20 protein-coding genes are annotated in these 21,720 nt (G+C 63.9%); 5 read left to right on the top strand and 15 right to left on the bottom strand.

Annotated features, from left to right (window positions below):
- Positions 1 to 1,197, bottom strand: a complete 1,197-nt coding sequence (locus LB532_RS18600; protein WP_140641530.1) for an acyl-CoA dehydrogenase — start codon at positions 1,195 to 1,197, stop codon at positions 1 to 3.
- 105 nt (positions 1,198 to 1,302) lie between these two features.
- Here LB532_RS18600 and LB532_RS18595 point away from each other — a divergent pair, with 105 nt between their 5' ends.
- Entirely contained in the window at positions 1,303 to 2,214 is a 912-nt protein-coding gene (locus tag LB532_RS18595; protein WP_140641532.1) for a LysR family transcriptional regulator, read from the top strand.
- Here the strand turns inward: LB532_RS18595 and LB532_RS18590 are convergent, their stop codons facing one another.
- The 8 genes from LB532_RS18590 to LB532_RS18555 form a co-directional block, all read right to left on the bottom strand.
- Positions 2,215 to 4,536 carry a Tex family protein gene (locus LB532_RS18590; RefSeq protein ID WP_140641754.1) on the bottom strand — a complete coding sequence of 774 codons (2,322 nt, stop codon included), beginning with the start codon at positions 4,534 to 4,536 and terminating at the stop codon, positions 2,215 to 2,217.
- A gap of 121 nt (positions 4,537 to 4,657) precedes the next feature.
- Positions 4,658 to 5,836: a serine hydrolase domain-containing protein gene (locus LB532_RS18585; protein WP_140641534.1), complete on the bottom strand. Its 1,179-nt coding sequence runs from the start codon at positions 5,834 to 5,836 to the stop codon at positions 4,658 to 4,660.
- A gap of 31 nt (positions 5,837 to 5,867) precedes the next feature.
- Complete coding sequence (locus tag LB532_RS18580; protein WP_140641536.1) at positions 5,868 to 7,064, bottom strand: serine hydrolase domain-containing protein; 1,197 nt, start codon at positions 7,062 to 7,064, stop codon at positions 5,868 to 5,870.
- A 64-nt stretch (positions 7,065 to 7,128) separates the two neighbouring features.
- Positions 7,129 to 8,163, bottom strand: coding sequence for an extracellular solute-binding protein (locus LB532_RS18575; protein WP_140641538.1), 1,035 nt, complete (start codon positions 8,161 to 8,163; stop codon positions 7,129 to 7,131).
- A gap of 23 nt (positions 8,164 to 8,186) precedes the next feature.
- Entirely contained in the window at positions 8,187 to 8,987 is an 801-nt protein-coding gene (locus tag LB532_RS18570; RefSeq protein WP_140641540.1) for an ABC transporter permease, read from the bottom strand.
- Positions 8,980 to 9,900 carry an ABC transporter permease gene (locus LB532_RS18565; protein ID WP_140641542.1) on the bottom strand — a complete coding sequence of 307 codons (921 nt, stop codon included), beginning with the start codon at positions 9,898 to 9,900 and terminating at the stop codon, positions 8,980 to 8,982. The genes LB532_RS18570 and LB532_RS18565 overlap by 8 nt, the downstream gene beginning before the upstream one ends.
- A complete protein-coding gene (locus tag LB532_RS18560; RefSeq protein ID WP_140641544.1) occupies positions 9,900 to 10,994 on the bottom strand; it encodes an ABC transporter ATP-binding protein in 1,095 nt (364 codons plus the stop codon). Before LB532_RS18560 ends, LB532_RS18565 begins: the two co-directional genes overlap by 1 nt.
- Positions 10,995 to 11,147: 153 nt before the next feature.
- Positions 11,148 to 12,827, bottom strand: coding sequence for an amidohydrolase (locus LB532_RS18555; protein WP_140641546.1), 1,680 nt, complete (start codon positions 12,825 to 12,827; stop codon positions 11,148 to 11,150).
- Between the two features lie 243 nt (positions 12,828 to 13,070).
- On the opposite strand from LB532_RS18555, the gene LB532_RS18550 reads away from it, so the two are divergent.
- The 4 genes from LB532_RS18550 (at position 13,071) to LB532_RS18535 (ending at position 16,743) form a co-directional block, all read left to right on the top strand.
- Positions 13,071 to 13,724 (top strand): TetR/AcrR family transcriptional regulator, encoded by a 654-nt coding sequence (locus LB532_RS18550; protein ID WP_140549684.1) that lies wholly within the window; start codon positions 13,071 to 13,073, stop codon positions 13,722 to 13,724.
- A gap of 22 nt (positions 13,725 to 13,746) precedes the next feature.
- Positions 13,747 to 14,778: a histone deacetylase family protein gene (locus LB532_RS18545; RefSeq protein WP_140641548.1), complete on the top strand. Its 1,032-nt coding sequence runs from the start codon at positions 13,747 to 13,749 to the stop codon at positions 14,776 to 14,778.
- A 487-nt stretch (positions 14,779 to 15,265) separates the two neighbouring features.
- Positions 15,266 to 15,976, top strand: a complete 711-nt coding sequence (locus tag LB532_RS18540; protein WP_140641550.1) for a helix-turn-helix transcriptional regulator — start codon at positions 15,266 to 15,268, stop codon at positions 15,974 to 15,976.
- Complete coding sequence (locus LB532_RS18535) at positions 15,973 to 16,743, top strand: helix-turn-helix transcriptional regulator (RefSeq protein WP_140641552.1); 771 nt, start codon at positions 15,973 to 15,975, stop codon at positions 16,741 to 16,743. Before LB532_RS18540 ends, LB532_RS18535 begins: the two co-directional genes overlap by 4 nt.
- Here the strand turns inward: LB532_RS18535 and LB532_RS18530 are convergent, their stop codons facing one another.
- Genes LB532_RS18530 through motA form a run of 6 tightly spaced genes read right to left on the bottom strand, consistent with a single transcriptional unit; the run spans position 16,744 to position 21,583 of the window.
- Entirely contained in the window at positions 16,744 to 17,178 is a 435-nt protein-coding gene (locus LB532_RS18530; RefSeq protein ID WP_140496202.1) for a hypothetical protein, read from the bottom strand.
- Complete coding sequence (gene flhB / locus LB532_RS18525; protein ID WP_140641554.1) at positions 17,175 to 18,257, bottom strand: flagellar biosynthesis protein FlhB; 1,083 nt, start codon at positions 18,255 to 18,257, stop codon at positions 17,175 to 17,177. Before flhB ends, LB532_RS18530 begins: the two co-directional genes overlap by 4 nt.
- A gap of 9 nt (positions 18,258 to 18,266) precedes the next feature.
- A complete protein-coding gene (locus tag LB532_RS18520) occupies positions 18,267 to 19,280 on the bottom strand; it encodes a flagellar motor switch protein FliG (protein WP_140641556.1) in 1,014 nt (337 codons plus the stop codon).
- 43 nt (positions 19,281 to 19,323) lie between these two features.
- Positions 19,324 to 19,710 (bottom strand): flagellar motor switch protein FliN, encoded by a 387-nt coding sequence (fliN, locus tag LB532_RS18515; protein ID WP_140641558.1) that lies wholly within the window; start codon positions 19,708 to 19,710, stop codon positions 19,324 to 19,326.
- A gap of 17 nt (positions 19,711 to 19,727) precedes the next feature.
- A complete protein-coding gene (locus LB532_RS18510) occupies positions 19,728 to 20,675 on the bottom strand; it encodes a FliM/FliN family flagellar motor switch protein (RefSeq protein ID WP_140641560.1) in 948 nt (315 codons plus the stop codon).
- Positions 20,676 to 20,707: 32 nt separating this feature from the next.
- Positions 20,708 to 21,583 carry a flagellar motor stator protein MotA gene (gene motA / locus LB532_RS18505; RefSeq protein ID WP_140496207.1) on the bottom strand — a complete coding sequence of 292 codons (876 nt, stop codon included), beginning with the start codon at positions 21,581 to 21,583 and terminating at the stop codon, positions 20,708 to 20,710.
- Positions 21,584 to 21,720: the final 137 nt, after the last annotated feature.

Raw genomic sequence — 21,720 nt, 5'->3', positions numbered from 1 at the left:
TCAAAAGAACGCCTGGATCCCCGTCTGCGCCCGTCCGAGGATCAGCGCGTGCACGTCATGCGTGCCCTCATAGGTGTTGACCGTCTCCAGATTCTGCGCGTGGCGCATCACGTGATAGCCGATCTGGATACCGTTGCCGCCATGCATGTCGCGCGCCTGGCGGGCGATGTCGAGCGCCTTGCCGCAATTGTTGCGCTTGACGACCGAGATCATCTCCGGCGCCATCTTGCCTTCGTCGAGCAGCCGCCCGACGCGCAACGAGGCCTGCAGCCCAAGTGCGATCTCGGTCTGCATGTCGGCGAGCTTCTTTTGGTAGAGTTGCGTGCCGGCCAGCGGCTTGCCGAACTGCTTGCGGTCGAGGCCATACTGGCGCGCGCGATGCCAGCAATCTTCGGCCGCGCCCATCGAACCCCAGGAAATGCCGTAGCGGGCCCGGTTGAGGCAGCCGAACGGCCCCTTCAGCCCCGACACGTTGGGCAGCAGAGCATCCTCGCCGACCTCGACGCCTTCCATCACCACCTCGCCGGTGATCGACGCCCGCAGCGACAGCTTGCCGCCGATCTTCGGCGCCGAAAGCCCCTTCATGCCCTTTTCCAGCACGAAGCCACGGATCTCGTCCTTGCCGTTCTCGCCCTTCAGCTTCGCCCAGACGACGAACACGTCGGCGACGGGCGCATTGGAGATCCACATCTTGGAGCCGGTAAGCTTGTAGCCATTGGCGGTCTTCTCGGCGCGCGTCTTCATGCCGCCGGGGTCGGAACCGGCATCCGGCTCGGTCAGGCCGAAACAGCCGATCCACTCGCCGCTGGCGAGCTTGGGCAGGTACTTCCTGCGCTGTTCGTCCGAGCCGTAGGCGTAGATCGGGTACATGACCAGCGACGACTGCACCGACATCATCGAACGATAGCCGGAATCGACGCGCTCCACTTCGCGGGCGACCAGGCCGTAGGTGACATAGTTGGCGCCGAGGCCGCCGAATTCTTCCGGAATGTTGATGCCGAGCAGGCCGGCCTCGCCCATCTCCCGAAAAATCGCCGTGTCGAAGGTCTCGTTGAGATAGGCTTCCTCGATGCGCGGCGCGAGCTTGTCGGCGGCGAAGGCCGCCGCCCCGTCCCGGACCATGCGCTCGTCTTCCGAAAGCTGGTCCTCGATCAGGAACGGGTCTTCCCAGACGAATGCATTCTTGTCGGCGGCCATGGCGTCTCGATCCTCAAAAACGGGGTGAAGCCCGGCTTATCGGCCCACAGCCTGAAAAAATCAAACGAAATTGCTTCACCGATCAATGAGCGTTAGGAATGGATCATGAGTGTTCAACGCCGCCTTTTGCCCAACATCAGCGCGCTTGCCGCCTTCGAGGCGGTGGCCCGGCTTGGCAGTTTCACCGCCGCAGCCCAGGAGCTGGATTTGACCCAGGGCGCCGTTAGTCGGCAGATCAGGCTCCTTGAGGACCAGTTCGGCCGCCGGCTGTTCGAGCGCGACAGCCGCAATGTCCGGTTGTCGGCGGCGGGCGAAACCTACGCAGAAGCGGTGCGTTCGGCGCTTGGCCAATTGCGCGACGCAGCGCTTGGATTGATGAGCAATCGGCATAGCGGCATCCTGAACCTCGCAATCCTGCCGACCTTCGGCACGCGCTGGCTGATGCCGATGATCCCAGACTTCGTCGACAACAATCCCGACATCACCATCAACTTCGTCACCCGCGTCGGCCGCTTCGACTTCGCCAGAGAGCGGCTGGACGCCGCCATCCATTATGGTCTGCCGGACTGGCCCGAGGCAGACTCGACGCTGCTGGTGCGGGAGGTGGTGGCCCCGGTGGTGTCGCCCGAATTCCTCGCCGAGCGTTCCATCGCCACGCCGGCCGACATCGGCCGTCTGCCGCTGCTGCACATGGCGACGCGGCCTGGCGCCTGGACAGAATGGTTTGAGCATCAGGGCCTGAGCCCGCCGACCGGACCGGGTATGCAGTTCGAACAGTTCGGCACCGCCGCCCAGGCCTGCATGGCGGGTCTGGGCGTGGCTCTGCTGCCGCAAATCCTCATCTCAGGCGAGTTGCAGCGCGGCCAGCTGGTGCTCGCGCCCGGCCAGCCTATGCACAGCCGCAGCGCCTATTATCTCGTCGTCCCTCACGACAAGCGCGGCCATCCGCCGGTCGCGAGTTTTCGAGATTGGCTGACGAGCCAGGTTGAAAAGGACCCGGCTGTTCTGGCGTGGTAGCTACTTCCGCTTCAACGCATCCGCCAACGCCGCGCCGAACGCACCTTGCTGTGTCGGCCGCTCCGGCTGGCGCTGCGGCGCGGGCGAGCGTGGCGCCGGCTTGCCGCCGCCATTGTCGCGCGGGCCGCGCGATGCGCCGCCCTCGCTGCCATCCCTGCGCATGGAAAGCGCGATGCGCTTGCGCTTGATGTCGACGTCGACGACCCGCACCTTGACCACGTCGCCGGCCTTGACCACCTCATGCGCGTCCTTGATGAAACGGTCGGCCAGTTGCGAAACGTGCACCAGCCCGTCCTGGTGAACGCCGATGTCGACGAAGGCGCCGAAGGCGGCGACATTGGTGACGGTGCCTTCCAGCAGCATGCCGGGCTTCAGATCCTTGATGTCGTCGATGCCATCGGCGAAGGTTGCCGTCTTGAAGCCGGGGCGCGGATCGCGGCCGGGCTTTTCCAGCTCGGCCAAAATGTCGCGCACCGTCGGCAGGCCGAACCGCTCGTCCACGAAAACGCGCGGATCGAGCGCCTTCAGCGCCGCACTGTCGCCCATCAGCGAACGCACATCGCGCCCGCAGGCGGCGACGATCTTTTTGGCCACGCCGTAGGCTTCCGGATGCACGGCCGAGGCGTCGAGCGGCTCGGAGCCGTTCGGGATGCGCAGGAAGCCGGCGCATTGCTCGAACGCACGCGGCCCGAGGCGGGAGACCTTGAGCAAATCCTTGCGGCTGGCGAACGGGCCGGTGGCATCGCGATGCGCGACGATGGCGTCTGCGAGCGACGCCCCGAGCCCTGAAACCCGCGCCAGAAGCGGCGCCGAAGCCGTGTTGAGATCGACGCCAACCGCGTTGACGGCGTCCTCGACCACCGCCTCCAGCGAGCGGCCAAGCCGGTACTGGTCGACATCGTGCTGGTACTGGCCGACGCCGATCGATTTCGGTTCGATCTTGACCAGTTCGGCCAGCGGATCCTGCAGGCGGCGCGCGATCGACACAGCACCGCGCAATGACACGTCGAGGCCGAGGAATTCGGCCGCCGCCGTCGCCGAAGCCGAATAGACCGAAGCGCCGGCCTCGCTGACGATCACCTTGAGCGGCTTCGGCCCGCCGTCGGAAGGCATGTCGGACAGCATGTCGGCGACCAGCTTTTCCGTTTCGCGGCTGCCGGTGCCGTTGCCGATCGAGATCAGCTCGACCTTGTGCAGGCGAACGAGCTTGGTCAGCTCCGCCTGCGTGCCACGCACATCGTTCCTGGGCGGGAACGGATAGACCGTTGTCGTCGCCACCAGCTTGCCGGTGCCGTCGACCACCGCGACCTTGACGCCGGTGCGGATGCCAGGGTCGAGCCCCATCGTCGGCCGCGACCCGGCGGGGGCGGCGAGCAGCAGATCCTTCAAATTGCGGGCGAAGACGTGGATCGCCTCTTCCTCGGCCCGTTCGCGCAGGTCGCGCATCAGGTCAAGCGTCAGGTGCAGCGACAGTTTTATGCGCCAGGTCCAGCCCGCAACCTCCATCAGCCAGCGGTCGCCCGGCAGGCTGCCGCCGATCGCGTAGGCATTGGCGATCATCCGCTCTACCGGCTTCACCGGCGACGAGTCGTCCGCATCGACCTCGATATCGAGCGACAGCACCTCCTCGTTGCGGCCGCGCAGCATCGCCAGCGCGCGGTGGCTCGGCACGGTGGCCCAGCGCTCGACATGGTCGAAATAGTCGGAGAATTTCGCACCCGTCTCCTGCTTACCGTCGACCACCCTGGCGCGCATGAAAGCGTGCTCCTTCATGTAGGCGCGCAGCTTGCCGACCAGATCGGCATTCTCGGCGAACTGTTCCGACAGGATGTCGCGCGCGCCCTCAAGTGCCGCCTTGGCGTCCGCCACGTCCTCGGTCAGATAGGCCAGTGCGAGTTCCGCCGGCACCAGCGAGCGGTCGGCCAGGATGGCTTCCGCCAGTGGTCCCAGCCCACGCTCCCGGGCGATCTCCGCCTTGGTGCGGCGCTTGGGCTTGTAGGGCAGGTAGATGTCTTCCAGCTCGGCCTTGGTGACGGCGGCGGCGATCTTGGTTTCGAGCTCGTCGGTGAGCTTGCCCTGCTCCCGGATGGAGCCAAGGATTGTGTCGCGCCGGGCGTCTAGTTCGCGCAGATAGGCAAGACGCTCCGACAGCAGGCGCAGTTGCGTGTCGTCGAGCCCGCCTGTCACCTCCTTGCGGTAGCGCGCCACGAACGGCACGGTCGCGCCTTCATCGAGCAGCCCGATGGCAGCGGCAGCCTGTTCGGGCCGCGCTGTGATCTCGGTCGCGATAATGGCTGCGATGCGCTTGATGTCGGATGCCATGCCGTTCCTGCTCTTCTCGAAAAGAGCGGCGACCATAGGCGCAGATATCCGGTCCGCCAACCGTGACGTTTTCGCCGGCGACAGAGGTCCACAGGAAAGTGCGCACCGATGTTGCGGCCGCTCAGACCATCCGGCTCAGCGCTTCGAAGAACGCGACGATCTCGAGATCGAGCGGATCGTCGACCGGCTCGGGCTGCGACGACATCTTGGCGATCACCACTTCCCTTCGAGGATCGACATAGAGCCACTGGCCATGGATGCCGATGCCGCAATAGGCGCCGTTCTCATGTCCTGTCTGGTACCATTTGTTGCGGTAGCGGCCCTTGGGAAACAGCGGCAGCATGGCACCGCGCTGCCATGCTTCAGAGCTGCCGCCGGTTACCGTGGTGTCGCGCACCCAGACCTCTGGCACGATGCGGCGGCCATTCGCAGTGCCTCCTTGCCGCATCATCTCGCCGACGCGCGCCAGATCGCGCGGCGTCACCGAGATGCCGCCGGCGGTGCGCGCCGTGCCCTCCATGTCGACCGCCACCGAAGCTTCGCCGGCAGCACCCAGCGGCAGCCACAGTTTCTCGCGCATCAGGTCGGCGAAGCGCTGGCCGGACGCCCGTTCGAGCAGCAGGCCAAGCAGGTCGGAATTGGGCGACCGGTAGCGGAAGGTCTGGCCATGCGGCTCGGCGAGGCGCTGCAGGGTCAGGAGGAATTCACGCAGGCTTTCCGTGCCGCCGCCGGGGTTCCACAAGGTGGCCCGACGGTAACGAGCAAAGGCGCTTTCGGGATCGAGATAGGCTTCTTCGAAATCGAGGCTGACACTCATATCGAGCACATGCCGCACGGTAGCCTCCCCATAGGCCGAATCGCCGGCTTCCGGCATGTAGGCGGTCACCGGCGCTTCCGGATCGAACACGCCCTCGCCTTCCAATATGCCGGCGACGATCGCCGTCACCGACTTGCTGATCGAAAAGATGATGTGGCGGGCGCCGAAATCCATATGCGGCGCAAACCAGTCGCCGACGATCCTGCCGCCTTTCATGACGGTCAGCGCGTCCGTGTGCGAGCGGCTGAGAAAAGCCGCGACGGTTTCCGGCGTGCTCGCCAGCACGACCTTTTCATTGAGCAATCCGCCGAAATCCTCCGCCGGCGCCTCGTTGACCGGCAGGGCGGCGACGCGCGCGCTCGGCACCAGCTCGCCGACGTTCTGGAACGACCATCGGTTGAACGGGTTCTCGCGCCAATTGGCGAGCAGCACCTGGTTGCGGCGGAAGCCGTATTTGCCCTCGAACGTCGTCTTGCCGGTCATGGCATTTCCTTCCGGGTCGTTTCTTGGGGGTTCAGCTCAGCGCGGCGGCGATGGCATGCACGGCCTTCAGCGTCGCCATGGAGTAGGCGACATTGCTGAAATCCGGCCAGCTCGAAAGCTTGACCACGACCATCCGCGTATCCCAGTCGATGTGGATCATCTGCCCGAACACGCCCCGGCACATCAGCGCCTGCGAATGCGGATCCTCGATCCAGAACTGGTTGCGGTAGCTGCCCTCCGGCAGGCTCGGACTGAAGCCCGGCCCGTGGCTGCCGCTGCGCGTCGCCTCGATCCAGTCGGCCGGTATCACGCCGCCGCCATTGTCGAGGATCAGCTGGCCGAAGCGGGCATAATCGCGCAGAGTCGCGTTGAAGCCGCCATCGGCCAGCGCGTAGCCGGCGCTGTCGACGGTGAAGCAGGCGCTTTCATCGGCGCCGAGCTTTTGCCAGAGTTCTTCCGAAACCAACTGCGCCAGCCGCTTGCCGGTGACGCGCTCCATGATGAAGGCCAGCACATCGGTCTCGACCGAGCGGTACTCGAATGCCGCCCCATGTGGCCGGACAACGTCCTTCAAGCCCAGGATCAGCTCGAACATGTGCGTGGGCCAGCGAAAGTCCGGATCGCTCCCCGGCGGCACTGGCTTCCAGCCGGTGGCGACATCGACCTGGCCTATATCGGAATAGCGATCGGTGTACTCTTCGGAAAAACGCACCCCGCTCGTCATGTCGAGCACGTGCTGGACGTTGGCGCCGGCCCATCCGGTTGCCTTCAGCTCCGGCAGGTAGTCGGTGACCGGTTTTGCCGGATCGACCAGCCCGCGCCCGGCCAGTATGCCGAACACCGAGCCGGTGACCGACTTGGCCATGGACTGCGACAGATGCAGCGTGCGCTCGTCCATGCCGTTGAAGTAGCGCTCATAGGCGATCTTGCCGTCCTTGAGCACCAGGAAACCATCCGTATAGGTCTCGTCGAGGAGGCCCGCGAGCGTCGTCTTCCGTCCCGTGCTGTCCTCGACCGGCAGACCGTCGAGATCGACCTCGGCGCGTTCGAGGCGGTGACGATGGCCGCTGCCGCGCCAGACTTCGACGGTCGGCAGAATTTCCCTGATGTGCTGGAAGGCCCAGCGGTTCCAGGGCGGCCTGTCCCAGTCGAGCCTTGGTGGCACCTTGGCGGGCGGCGAGCCCTGCATGATCGGCGGCCGCAGATCGCTGTTGCGATAGGAGTCCATGAAAGCCATTCCCGGAAACGGAAAAGACCCGGCAGCATGTGCCGCCGGGTCCGTCACGCAGCGATTACTTCTGCAGTTCGGTCCAGATCTTGGTGTAAAGTTCCTGCGTCTCTGGTGCGCACATCTGCTGCAGTTCGCCAAGCGGCTTGGCGTCGGCCGGAATGACGACTTCCGGCGCGTCCTTCATGTCGGCAGGCATATACTTGTCCGAACCGGCGATGGCATTGGCGTAACGGTGGAAGGCCGAGAGGCCGGCCGCGTTTTCCGGATCCATGATGAAGTTCTGGAACAGCTTGGCGTTCTCGACGTTCTTGGCCTCTTTCAGGACGACGACGTTGTCGCTCCACAGGCCAAAGCCTTCCTTCGGATAATTGTAGTGAATGGCCGGGTTGGCGAGGCGCTGGCGCAAAGCCGAGCCGTTCCAGTCGCTGGTTGCCTTGAAGTCGCCGGCGCCCATCTTCTCGATGGTATTGTATTCCATCGCGATCCAGTTCGGCTTCGCCGCCACCAGGAGGTCGCGCACCTTCTTCAGGACCGCCTTGTCGTCGGTGCACTGCTGGCCCCCGACATATTTGATCGCGGCGAACATTACGTCGCCCATCTCCGGAACGACGTTGACCTTGCCCTTCAGCTCGTCCGGGGTGTTGAAGATGATGCCCCACGTGTTGGCCGGGCCCTTGTAGGCGTCGGTGTTGACGACGACGCCGATCGTGCCCCAGGCCCACGGAACCGTGTATTTGCGGCCCGGATCGAAGTCGGGATTGGCCCATTCCGGCGCCACGTTCTTGAAGTTCTCCATCTTGCCCGGATCGGTTTCCTGAACGAGGCCTTCCTTGATCCAGATCGGTACATAGGTCTGCGAAGGCACGGCAATGTCAAAACCGGTCCCGCCCTGGCGCACCTTGGCAAGCGCGGTATCGTTGGAATCGTAGTCGGTGATGGTCACCTTGACGTTGTATTTGGCTTCGAACTTCTTGATCACGTCGGGGCTGGTGTAGTTGCCCCAATTGTAGATGTTGAGCACGCCGTCGGCGCGGGCAAGGCCCGTCGAAGCGAGCAACGCCAACCCCATGGCGGACGCCGTTGTCTTCCAGTTCATCGTTTTAGCTCCCATTATCGGTTTCAGTCTCGTTTCCTGCTGACAAAGAAAAACAACGTGACGATCGCGACCGAAAGCAGCAGGAAGGCGGTCGATATCGCGTTGATCTCGGGTGTGATGCCACGGCGGATCTGGCCGAGCATGTAGGTGGGCAGCGTGTCCTGGCCGCCCGACTTGACGAATTCGGTGATGACGACGTCATCGAGCGAGATGACGAAAGCCAGCATCAGGCCAGCGAGGATGCCGGGCCACAAAAGCGGCAGCGTGATGCGGCGGAAGGTCTTCCACGGCGTCGCATAGAGGTCGGCGGCGGCGCGTTCCAGCGTCAGGTCCATATTCTCCAGCCGCGCCCGGATCGGCAGGTAGGCAAACGGGATGCAGAACGCCGTATGTGCGGCGATCAGGTAGCCAAGGCCGGAATAGCCGGTGAAGATCTTGATGCGCGAGAAGAAGATCAGCAGCGCCACACCGGTGACGATTTCGGGCACCATCAGCGGCTGGTTGATGGCCGCGTATTTGAAGGTCAGCCCGGGATAGGGCGGTGTGCGCGTGGTGGCGAGCGCGGCCATGGTGGCGAAGATGGTGGCAAGGGCCGCCGCTATGGCGCCGATCTGGAAGGAACGCAGCGTCGCATCGATGACCTGCGTGTTCTGCCAGGCCGACTGGAACCATTTGAGCGAAAACCCGCCCCATTCCGAGGTCGAGCTCGCCGCGTTGAACGCGTAGATGACCAGCACGATGATCGGCAGATAGAGCACGACGAAACAGGTCGCCGCGATCGCGGTGAAGCCCGGCTGGTGCTTGATCGAGAAATTGCTAGCCATGACGCACCCCCGACTTGCCGGCGTTGCGCACATAGGCCAGCAGCGCCACCATGACGATGATCATGACCGTGATCGACAGCGCCGAGCCAAGCGGCCAGTTGCGGCCCTGTCCGAACTGCAATTCGATCAGGTTGGACAGCATCATGTTCTTGCCGCCGCCAAGCACGCTCGGCGTCACATAGGCGCCAAGGGCCGGAATGAAGACCAGGATGGAGCCGGCGATGACCCCGGGTTTGACCAGCGGGAAAATGATCTTGCGCAGCACCTTGAAGCGCGTCGCGTAGAGATCGTAGCCAGCCTCGACCAGCCGGAAATCGAGTTTTTCCATGCTGGCATAGATCGGCAGCACCATCAGCGGCAGGTAGACATAGGCCATGCCGATCAGGATCGCCGTGTCGGTGTAGAGGATCTGGACCGGCGCCGAGACGATGCCGAGCTTTAGAAGAATGGTATTGACGATGCCTTCGTTGCGGATGATCTGCAGCACGGCGAAGGTACGGATCAGAAGGTTGGTCCAGAACGGAATGGTGATCAGGAACAGCCAGAGATCCCTGGTCTTCTCGCTGCGCGTCGCCATGAAATAGGCGGTCGGGAAGCCGAGCGCCAAAGTCGCCAGCGTCGTCACCACCGCGAGCTTGATCGAGCGCAGGAAAATGGTGACGTGGGCGGCCGCGAGCGACAGCGTGTCGTCGAAAATGTCGCGTCCCATGAACACCGACACCCAGGCTTCCGGCGAAAATTGCCACTTCACGTCGCCATAGGCGCCGGGCGTCAGGAACGAATAGACGAGCACGATCAGCAACGGGCCGGTCGCGGCGAGAAAAATGACCAGCAGCGCCGGCGCTGACAAAAGCCAGCGGTCGCGGACGTCGCGCCGCTCCGCTGCCTTGGCGACTTCTTCGGCGGTGGCCATCAGTCCCTCAGCACTTGCGCGGCGTCGTTGCCGATCAGGATGCCGACCTTGTCGCCGCGCTCGAAACCGCAGCCGGCGCTGCGCGTGTTCTGCTGGCGCACGGTGAAGGCCTCGCCGCTGTCGAGGCGGACATGGATGTGCGTGTCGGTGCCGAAATAGACGATGTTGTCGACCGTGCCCGACAGGTCGCCCTTGCTCTTGGTCAGCTTGGCATGCTCCGGCCTCACCACCACGGTGGCGTTGTCCTTCGGCTGGAAGCCTTCGGCGACGGTCGCCTCGATGGTGGTGCCGGATTTGAGCGTCGCGCGCGCCTTGCCGTTGCCGGTGCCCGATATGGCCGCGGTGAGAAAGTTGGTCTCGCCGATGAAGTCGGCGACGAAGCGTTCGGCAGGCTTGTCGTAGATATCCCAGGGCGAGCCGACTTGCAGGATCTTGCCCGACGACATCACCGCGATGCGGTCCGACATCGTCAGCGCCTCTTCCTGGTCATGGGTGACGAAGATGAAGGTGATTCCGGTCTCGTGCTGCAGCCGTTTCAACTCGATCTGCATCTCCTTGCGCAGCTTGTAGTCGAGCGCCGAGAGCGGCTCGTCGAGCAGCAGCACCTTCGGTTGCGGCGCGAGCGCCCGGGCCAGCGCCACGCGCTGCTGCTGGCCGCCGGAAATCTGGCCGGTGCGCCGGCCCGCCAGCGCCTCCATCTTGACCAGCTTCAGCATCTCGGCAACGCGCGCCTTGATCTGCGCCTTTGGCTTGCCCAGCATCTCCAGGCCGAAGCCGATATTGTCGGCCACCGTCATGTGAGGGAACAGCGCATAGGACTGGAAGACGGTGTTGACCGGTCGCTTGAAGGGCGGCAATGGCGCGATGTCCTGGCCGTAGAGCAGGATTTCACCGGCGGTTGGAAAGTCGAAGCCGGCGATCAGCCGCAGCAAGGTGGTCTTGCCGCAGCCGGATGGTCCCAGCAGTGTGAAGAACTCGTTCTCGCGGATGGATACCGAGACTGTGTCGAGGGCAGCGACCTGCCCCTCACCCGATCCGAAAATTTTGCTGACGTTTACTACTTCAATCGCATTCCGATCCGGTTTGTCCGGCACGATTACGCCTCACTGTTGACCCCGCTCTTGCTGGCGGAGCTTTTCCCCAGTTGGATGTGACCACACGGCCGGAGGGTTGGCAAGTCCGGCATTGAATCACAGTTCAGTCGGTCATTTCAGTCCGCCATTTCAGCAGGCAAGCCGCATGCCATGTCAGGCCTGGTAGGTGACTTTGCCGCCGCAGATCGTCGTTACCGGGCGCACCTTGTGCAGGTCGGCCGGCGCCGTTTTTTCGATGTCGGCCGACAAAACCACAAGATCGGCCATATAGCCTGGCTTCAGCGTGCCCTTGCGGTGCTCGGCGAATTCGGCATAGGCGCCCTCGACCGTGTAGGCGGCAAGCGATTCACGCAGCGAGAAGCTCTGGTCCGGATCGCTTGATGCCCATGGTTTGCGCATCACTGCCGCCTGGATGCCCAGGATCGGATCGATCGGCGACACCGGCCAGTCCGACGCGAAGACGACATGCGCGCCGGCATTCTTCAGGGTGCGCCAGGCATAGCTCAGCGGCCAGCGCGTCGGCCCGATGCGCGACACGGTCGGCTCCAGCGGAAAATCCATGGCGCCGGGCGGATGGGGCGGCTGCATCGAGGCGATGACGCCGAGTTCGGCGAAACGCGGCACATCAGATGCGGCGATGACCTCTATATGTTCGACACGATGCCGGCTGTCGCGCTTGCCATTGGCCTTTTGCGCCGCCTCGTAGCCGTCGAGCACGGCGCGCACGGCGCCATCGCCGATCGAGTGCACGGCGATCTGCAACCCGCGCCGGTCGATGGCAATGGCCAGATCGATGAACTGCTGCGGCGTGAACAGCGGCTCGCCGACCCAGTCGGGACGATCGGCATAGGGCTCGATCATGACAGCCGTCCAGGAATCGAGCACGCCGTCGTAGAAGACCTTGACCATGCCTGACGACAGCCATTCGCTGTTGTAGCGTTCAGCCATCGCGGACGCCTTGTCGAGCATGTCGAGCTTCATGAAATTCTTGTAGTGGAAGGGTATCTGCACCCGGCAGGGCAGCCCCTCCTCGGCCTCGATCTCGGCCAGCAGTTCGAGCTGGTAAAGATTGCCGTCCATGTTCTGGATCGAGGTGATGCCGTGGCGCGCGCACCAGGCGAGCCCGCGCCGCATGATGTCGCGGTCGGCGGCGCGTTCTTCCGCTGACGGCATCGGGTCCGGCTCGCCGCCCGTCGCCAGCCCGAGCCGCACCCGGCCCTCCCCGGCAAGATCGAGCACCGGGCCGAAAGCCTCGCCCTCGCGCAGTTCGCCATTGGCCAGGCCGTCGTCACCCATGACAATCTCGTTGCCCGGGCCAAGCGTGCGCCCACTCAGGATGCCTGCCATGTCCAGCGCCCTGGTGTTGGCCCACATCGTATGGTGATCGGGCGCGGCCATGACGAAGGGCCGGTCCGGCAGGATCGCATCGAGATGATGGCGCATCACTCGCTCGTCATCGAGCACGGTGTAGTCGACGCCCTGTCCCACCAGCATCTTGGCATCGGGGTGCGTCGATGCGTAGTCGCGGATCGCCCTTTGCAGCGCCTCAAAACCGTGGACGCCCGACAACTGGAGATGGGCAAGCTCGGCCGCGCCTGAAAACAGATGCATGTGGGCTTCGATGAAACCCGGGAGCACCGAACCGCCCCTGGCGTCGATGACCCTGGTGGCCGGGCCCTTGAACTCTTCGATGGAGGCACGGCTGCCGAGGGCGACGATGGCGCCGTTCTTGACGGCAACGGCGTCGGCGGCCGGGTTGTCATCGTCCATGGTCAACACACGACCATTGATGACGATCAGATCCGCCTTGTGACCCGCACCCGTGACAGACATCGCGACTCCGCGCTTTTGACTGAGACCGACAACCACTGCCCACGAGCTGCCGCTCCGCGGGAGGGGCGCTAGGAAAAGATGATGCCGGTGCGCTGTCTTCGAAATTCCCCTTGTTATCCCCAAGGCAGCGTGGATAAAAGAATGCGACTAATCATTCGCGTTTGTCAACATGCGGAATTTGCAATGTATTGTGGACAACACCCCGCCCCAATGTTGGGACCCGGGGAACGAGGACGTCAAGCCGTGAAGCGCAGTCTTGATCGCAAAACCAGGATAGCGCTCGAACCGCGCAAGCAGCCGCGGCAACAACGGTCGAGCAAGGTGGTAGACCGGATTCTCGACGCGGCGCTGACCTTGACACGCGAGCAAGGAACCAGGACGCCGACGACGCTCGCCATAGCGCAGCGCGCGGGCTTGTCCGTCGGTTCGGTCTACCAATACTTCCCCAACAAGGAAGCCATTCTCCTGGACCTCGCCCGGCGCTGGTTGTCATCCTTTCCCGAAGTGATCGCGAGACGCATCAGGGTCGACCCGCCCACCAACCGCGAGGAGTTTCGGCGGGAGGTACGCAAGCTTTTCACGGACACTTCCAGGCTTTATCTCGACAATGCCAGCCTGATGCCGGTGATCGAGGCGATTTCAGGTAACGCCGACCTGAGACCGATCCAGAACGAGTATGACGACCAGATCGTCGCACTCTACGCGGCATGGCTGCGGCACGTGAACCCGGCTCTCGAAGACAAGGTCGCCAGCCGGCTCGGCCTGCTGATGATGGAGGTCGGGCACGCTTGCCGTCTTGTCGGCCTGAAAAAGGATCGCCGGACATACGACCTTATCGAGGACGATGTCGAAAGCATGTGGCTCGCTCTGGTGACCCCCTATCTCAACCTTGACTGATTTCGCATTCGAGAGGAATTTCATGAAGACTGTCTATTCGCCGCTTCATGCCGGCCATGCCGGCCAGATGGAACTGGTCACATCGGCGATCGTGCCGGGGTTCGAAAAGCCCTCGCGAGCCGAATTCATCAAGGCGCGGGTCGAGAGCGAGAATCTCGGACCAATCATCGCGCCGGCCGAGCATGATCTTGCCGCCGCCAAGCGCATCCACAGGGCCGACTACGTCGATTTCCTGCCGACGGTCTGGCCGCAATGGATCGCCGAGGGCCACACAGGCACAGCCATGCCCTTCACCTGGCCGACGCGCGGCCTGCGCGGCGACGTGCCGCCCAAGCGAGTCGACGCCCTGCTCGGCTATTATTCCTTCGACGGCGGCGCCACCTTCGTCGAAGGCACATGGGCCGCGATCAAATCGTCCTACGACGTCGCGCTGACGGCAGCCGGCCTGGTCAAGGCCGGCGAAAGGTCTGCCTTCGCGCTCTGCCGTCCGCCCGGCCACCATGCCGGAGCCGGCTTCATGGGCGGCTATTGCTACATCAACAACGCGGCCGTTGCCGCGCAATGGTTCCGCGACCAGGGGGCCAGCCGCATCTCGATCCTCGATGTCGACTATCATCACGGCAACGGCACACAGGAGATTTTCTACGACCGCGCCGACGTGCAGGTCCTCAACCTGCACGGCGACCCGATGGTCGAATATCCGTTCTTCCTCGGCCATGCCGATGAGCGTGGCGCCGGCGCGGGCGAAGGTTTCAACATCAACTATCCCATGCCGTTCGGCACCGGCTGGGACGCCTGGAGCGCCTCGCTGGAAGACGCCTGCGCCAGGCTCGCCGCCTACGCGCCAGACATCGTCATCGTCTCGCTCGGCGTCGACACGTTCGAGAAGGATCCGATCAGCCAGTTCAAGCTCAAGTCGTCGGACTATCCCATGATCGGCCGCCGCATCGCCAGGCTCGGCCTGCCGACGCTGTTCGTCATGGAAGGCGGCTACGCCGTCGAGGAAATCGGCATCAATGCCGTCGGCGTGCTGACCGGCTTCGAGGGCCGGTGACACCGGCTGCCCGAAGCGCGGCAGCTCTGAGGGAAACCACGAAAAAGGGCGGCGTCAGCCGCTCTTTGACATCCTCCAGCGACATCCGGCCCCTTGGTGGGCGCGACCGAAACAGCCCCGGCCGAGATGACCGGCTTGCACGGCTCGGGTATTTCCACGCACCGAAACGCGCGAAAATCGGCGCCTGAGTCGCGGCTTGAGTCCACTTGATTCGATTTTGTCAAATCGCGTTTGATGTCAGATTCATCTGGGGGTAGATTAGACCCGAATCAGCCGGTCCTCGGGGGGCGCGGCGACCACCCAAAGTCTCAAGTGCCGGAATTTTCTGGCGCCAGACGCGGACGGCTTCGCGTTCCCTGAATGGATTCCGTCTGATCGGGCGCGACCCCGCGCTTGTGTGTGTCTCGTAAATGTAACGCGTTTTCAGGTTCGGCGGCTGGCTCTCCAGCATCCGGACATCAGCATCGATTCCGGCCAAAAACAGCAAATGAGCAGTCCCGCCGCGCTTCTTCAATCCGACACATTGGGCTCGCGCCTGACGTCGCGCGGCGATCTCACCAGCTTTTTCATGGAGTTGACCGCCGAGATCGGTGCCGACAGTTATATGCTGGTCGCCATCGTCCACGATCAGGACCGCAACGACGCGCGCATCGTCTCGTCCAACTGGATTTTCGACGCCATCGAACTGATCGGCAAGCGGCTGATCGCTGGCCTTGCCCAAGGCGCGCTCACCGTTGCGCCGGGCATGCGTCCAAGGCCGCTAGTGTCGGCGCAGGCACCACAGGCCGAGGGGCTGGTCTCCGGCGAAGAGGCACGCCTGCTCGACGTGCTAGGCCATGCCGAGATCTATTCGCTCAGGCTGAATGTCGGCCGCCAACGCCTGTTCGCGCTGTTCTCGGCGGCAGCCGCCGGCCGGATCGACCAGCCGGCGCTGATGAAGGCGCAGTTGAAGTGCTGCTACGCGCTCTCGCATATTCCGCAACTGATCGCCGCCGCCGCCATGCAGGATCCGCTGTCGGACCGCGAGCGCGAATGCCTGTTCTGGGTCTCGGAAGGCAAGACCACGGACGAGGTTGCCCTCATCCTTGGCGTGTCCTCCAACACCGTCAACAGCTACATCACCCACGCCATCCAGAAATTCGCGGCCAGCAACCGCGCGATGGCTATCGCCACGGCGATCAGGAGCGGCATCATTTGAAACAGGCCGACGTCAAGCAGGCCGCCGAGGCCCTTTTCAACGACCAGCGCAATCCGTTCGGCGCCTTCTCGCTCGGCTCCGAAACGCATCACGCCGTGACCATTTCCGATGCTGTGCGGCGCTGCCGGTGGATCGCCGTCGACATCAATGCCTCGGCCTTCGGCCTGTTCTTCGTCAGCCCGTCGCTCGAGCGGGCGCGGCTGGTGCCGTGCTTCGATTCCGACTATCCCGGCATATCGGTGGCGACCAAGTTCATCTCGGGCGCCAATGGCGAGGAGATCGTGCGCCATAGCAGGATCTCGACCGAACCGCGCTGGTGGACGGATGACGGTGTGGCGGCCATGGGCGAGATGTTCGCCGGCCTTGCCTGGACCGAGCAGATGGCGCCGCTGGCGCCCGGCAGCAGCGGCATCGCCTTTCCCGTCCATGCCGATCGCGGCCAGTGCGGCCTCGTCGTCTTCCTCGGCTCGGAGATCGCCCTGCCGCAGGACGCGCTCTATGAAATCCACGCCCGTTGCTTTTCGCTGTTCGCCGCCGTCGCCCGCATGCGTCCGGGCGATGTCGGCAAGACGCGCGCGATCTCCAAGCGCGAGCTCGAATGCCTGAAACTGACCGCCAACGGCAACACCAGCGAGGAGATCGCGCGGCTCCTGAAACTGTCGGTGCATACCGCCAACCAGTATCTCACCCAGTCGACCCAGAAGCTCAACGCCGTCAACCGCAACCAGGCGGTCGCCAAGGCGCTGCGGCTCGGCCTGATCGAATAGTTAGAACGCCAGCGGCTCGACCTTGCGGATCCGCGCCTGTTCGACCACCGCCTCGAGCAGGGCGGTGTTGTGCTCGGGGTCCTCGCCGGGCTTTTCGAACGACACGTAGTTGACGGCGACCGAGGCGCCCTTTTCGCTCAGCGTCAGTTGGAAATAGACGGTGACGCCCGGTGGCCGAAGCTCGAGATCGAGCACGATGCGCGGGCTGCCGCTCCAGTCGACATGGGCCTCGCCGCCATGGCCGAGCCTCAGCGTGCCCGGCTTGAAGAACAGCTCCGCCGCGGAATCGACCAGATCCGACAGGCAGGCGAAATGCTCCAGCCGGATGAAGGCGATATAATCGGCGACATCGATCAGCCTGAGCTCCGCCACGACTTGCTCGATGGCGCTGGCGACGATGATCTCGCGGGAGTTGGCGTGCGGTTGGCGGTTCATGAAATCTGTCTGCGCTCAGCCTTTTTCGAATAGACGATCCGCACCAGTTCGGCGACGGCCTGGTAGAATTGCGACGGGATCACACTATCGACCGAAACTTGCTTGTACATGGAGCGGGCGAGCGCCACGTCCTCGAAGATCGGGATGTTGTGCTCGCGCGCGATTTCGCGGATCTTGAGCGCCACCAGATCCTGCCCCTTGGCCAGCACCAGCGGTGCCGAATCCTCGTCGCGCACATATTTAAGCGCGATCGAAAAGTGCGTCGGGTTGGCGATGATCAGCGTCGCGCGCGGCACCGCCGTCATCATCCGCTTGCGAGCGCGATCGCGCGCCAGCGAGCGCAGCCGCGACTTAACGATCGGGTCACCCTCGGACTGTTTGAACTCGTCCTTGACCTCCTGCTTGCTCATGCGCAGGTCCTGCTTCCAGTGGAAGCGCGACCAGACGATGTCGATCGCCGCGATCAGGCCCATGACGAAGACGATCGCCACCAGTATGTCGACCGCGATGCCCCGGATGACGAGGCCGAAGGCGACGGGATTGGTGATCATGCCGGCGAGCAGCTTGCGGTGATCCTCGGACAGCGTGAAGGCGAGCACGACGATGGCGAAGCCGACCTTGCCGAGCGCCTTCAGGAACTCGACCCAGCCCTGCACCCCGAACAGCCTGTTCCAGCCCTTGACCATCGAGATGCGCGACAGCTGCGGCCTGATGCGTTCGCCGACGAATTGCGGCATGTTCTGGAACACCGAGGCGCCGATGCCGGCGATGGTCAGGAGCACCAGCAGGCTGAGGACGGCACGGCCCACCTCCAGCATGACGATCTTGTAGAGCGCGATGACGTCGGTCTCGGTGTCCATCGGCCAGGCTTCCGGCTTCTCCAGGAACATCGACAGGAACATGCCGAGATCGACAATGGCATCCTTGGCGTAGAAGACGGTGAACACCAGTATGGCGACGAAGGAGGCCAGGAGCGCGGTCTCCCTCGAATGGGGCAGCTTGCCCTGTTCGATGGTGTCGCGGATCTTCTTTTCCGTCGCTTCTTCGGTTTTGGAATCCTTGTCGACCGCCTCTGCCATGATCCGGCCTTAGGCGGCGGCGTTCTGGGTCGCGGGAAGCTCGAACGCGCCTTCGCGCGCCAGCCGGATTGTCGTCGTCACGATCGTCTTGCGCGCCGCCATGATGTCGGCGAGGGGAACCCCGTCGGATCCTTGTCCGAGTTCGGCTTCGATCATGCGCCGCGAGCGCGCGCCGATCGCCGACAGCGCCGCTTCGGCAAGGATCGCCGAAGTGCCGCGCAGCGCCAGCGTGACCAGTTCGGTCGACAGCCCGTCGAATAGAAGCACGCGCGCTTTCTGGGTAAGCAGCGGCAAATCCTCGAAGGCGAACAGCCGAGCCCGGACGCCGTCGAGATCGGGCGTGCCGGCGGCCTCCAGATCCTGCATGACCTCCTCGAGCAGCGGCTTGTCCAATTCGTTGAGAACGCTGGCGACGCGCGCCTGTCCGGCCGATGTATCCTTGGTCGCGGTTTCCGCCAACACGCTGGTGCGCAGCCGGTTTTCGACGATCTTGCTGGCGGCGTCGGGAACATTGGCCATCGTCACCATGCGCTTGATGATCTCGCCGCGCGTCGGCTTGCTCAGCGTCAACAGCACGCTCGCCGCCGCCTGCGGCGCCAGCTTCGACAGCACCATGGCCGCAGTCTGCGGATGCTCACCGGCCAGGAAAGTACCAAGCCGCACCGGCTCGAGCTTCTCGAGCTCGGGCCAGATCGGCGGCGGACCTTCCGGCGCAACCTCGAATTTCTTGTCGCCCATGATCGCGCTCATCTCTTCGGGCGAGAGCGATTCGTTGAGGATGGTATCCATCCTGTCGGCGGAATCGAGCAGTCCCGCGCCTTCGGTGAACTCCGCCTCGAACTCGGCGACGATGCGTTCGAGATCGCCTTGCGGAATGGTCCTGAGCAGCCGGGCGCCCTCGATGAGCGCCTTCAATTCCTCCTGCTTGAAAAATTTCAAGAGGCGGCTGGCCGACGGCTTGCCCATCGCCACCAGTATCGCGGCCGCCTTCTGCGGACGCGTCAGGGAAAGGGACGTTGTCATGCCTTTCGCTCCCGCTGCCGCCGGCAAGACCCGCGACGCATCTTCACGCGCCCTTCGTGCCGGCGATGATTTCGGTCAGCCTGATGCCGAAGCGCGACGGGTCGCTTTCGAGCACGGTGATCTCGCCGCGCGCTATTCTGCGGCCGTTGACCACCACGTCGACCGGTTCGCCGATGCGGCGGTTGAGTGCCACGGTGGAGCCCTTCTGCAGCCCCATCAGGTCGGACACCGGCATCTCGGTGCTGCCGAGGATGATCTGGACGTCGACGGGGATGTTCATGATGACGCTCGAATTGGCCGCGGACGCGGCCTTGAACGCGATATCGGGGCGCTGTTCCTCTTCATGCAGAACCCCGCGCAATTCCTCGATGGCGCGGTCGAGCTGCTCGTCCGGCTGGTCGATTTCGGCTTCTGCCTTGGTCTTGGCCATGCATCGTCTCCAAAAGCTCAGGCGTGCCCGGCACCAGCCGGCATGAGCCCGTCGATAAAATCCTGTCCGGCATCATAGGGATGCTTGATCCGGACGGTGTAATTCTGTCCCAGCTTGCCGAACTCGCATACGAACAGCGTCTTGCCGCGCGCGCCGAGACGCGCTTGCGACTGCGCCGTTTCCTCGAATTCGATGATCTGGCCAATTTCGAAATCGGCAAGATCGCCGAGCGTCAGTCGGGCCAGCGGCATGGTCGCCTCGAGCGCCACCGTGGAGCGCATCACTTCTTCCGAAAAGCGCGCGCGCCAGTTGGCGCCCTGATCGTTCTCGCCGCCGGCGGCAGCGCTGTCCCGGCTGGCCAGCACGACACGCTGCGGCATCGTCACCGTGACGGTGCCGCTGTCGGCCGGCGTCGAAATGCCGAAGACGATGCGGATTGCAGCGCCATCGCGCAACACGTGCCGTTTGGCTTCGCTGCCCGATATCGCCCGCGGCACTGGCAGGCGCAGGTCGAGCGACCGTCGTCCCGATCCGTTCAATGCCTGCGCGACCTGCTGGAACACCATGGTCGAAACATCGATCTCGATCTGCGACAGATCACGCTCTATCGGCGATGCCGGCATCTCCGGGTCGCCGCCGAACAGCGTGCAAAGCGTGACCGCGATCGCCGGCGCATCGATCACCAGGGTCATGGCATCGGAGGACGTGGCTGACGCAACGATGGTCATGGCAAACGTATCGCCGGCACGGGAGCGGGCCTCCGCGACGCGGCTGACCTCGACGCCCCTGAGATCGACGGTGACCGGAACTCCAAGCTCACTGGTCAGGCTCTTCTGCAGCAGCGGCGCGGCGCGTTCGGCCATCGCCCGACCGGTGCCGATGACCTGGGCGGCCTCGCCGCTGTCGCCGACCAGACGCTCGATGATCAGCGAGCGTGCTTGTAAGGGACTGCCGGGACTGGTCATGACAATGTCGGCACCGATCTGTCGCGCATCGCTCAGGCGGCCCTTTTCTCGGCGGAGCCGGTGTTCATCGTGCTCTGCTCGACGGCGTCGATGGTCGGCCGCTCATAGGACGATATGGTCTTGCGGCCGAACTCGATCGCCACCTGCGGCAGGGCGCCGTTCATGTAGGCGAGCAACGTCTGCTTGACGATGATGTAGAGGCGGTTCTTCTTCTCGCGCACCGTCTTGATCTTGGTGGCGACGGGCCCGACCACCGCGTAAGACAGGAAGATGCCGAGGAAGGTGCCGACCAGCGCTGCACCGATCAGGCCGCCAAGGATTTCCGGCGACTGGTCGAGCGCGCCCATCGCCTTGACCACGCCGAGCACGGCGGCGACGATCCCGAGCGCCGGCAGGCCGTCGCCGACGGCGACCAGCGCGTGGTAGGCTTTCATCTTGTCGGACTTGATGGTCTGGATTTCCTCATCCATCAGCGCCTCGATCTCGTGCGAACGGGCGTTGCCGATGATGATGATGCGGCAATAGTCGCAGATGAAATGCGTCAGATCGTGGTTCTTCAGCACGGTGGGGAATGCCTGGAAGATCGCCGATTCCTCGGGATTGTCGATATGCGCCTCGACCTCGCTGCGCGACTTCGAACGCAGTTCACGCATCAGGCTGTGCAGCACGCCGAGCGTTTCCAGATAGTCCTGCTCCTTCGGCACGGCCTGCTTGAAGGCTTCGAGGATGCCCCTGCCGGTGTCCTTGACCGTTTTCATCGGATTGGCGACGAGGAAGGTGCCGAGCGCGGCGCCGCAGATGACCACCGCTTCCCAGGGCTGCATCAGCACATGCAGATGCCCGCCCATGGCCATGAAGCCGCCAAGGACGCAGCCGAGCGTCACCACCAGTCCAATCAGAATGCCCACGAGAGGTCCTTCCGCATTTCAAGTCAGGTGCAAGGGATAGTCCCCGTGCCTTGTGTGAGGCTTGAATCGGAGCGGCATCGAGCTGATCGGCGCGATTCAGTTTCGCGCAAGGAAGTGAGTTTATTGTGCTGGCATAG

This window comes from Mesorhizobium sp. ESP-6-2 (assembly GCF_020164675.1).
Classification (GTDB): Bacteria; Pseudomonadota; Alphaproteobacteria; order Rhizobiales; family Rhizobiaceae; genus Mesorhizobium.
The sequence above is the reverse complement of the archived record's forward strand: the minus strand, read 5'-3'. Positions and strand labels throughout refer to the sequence as shown.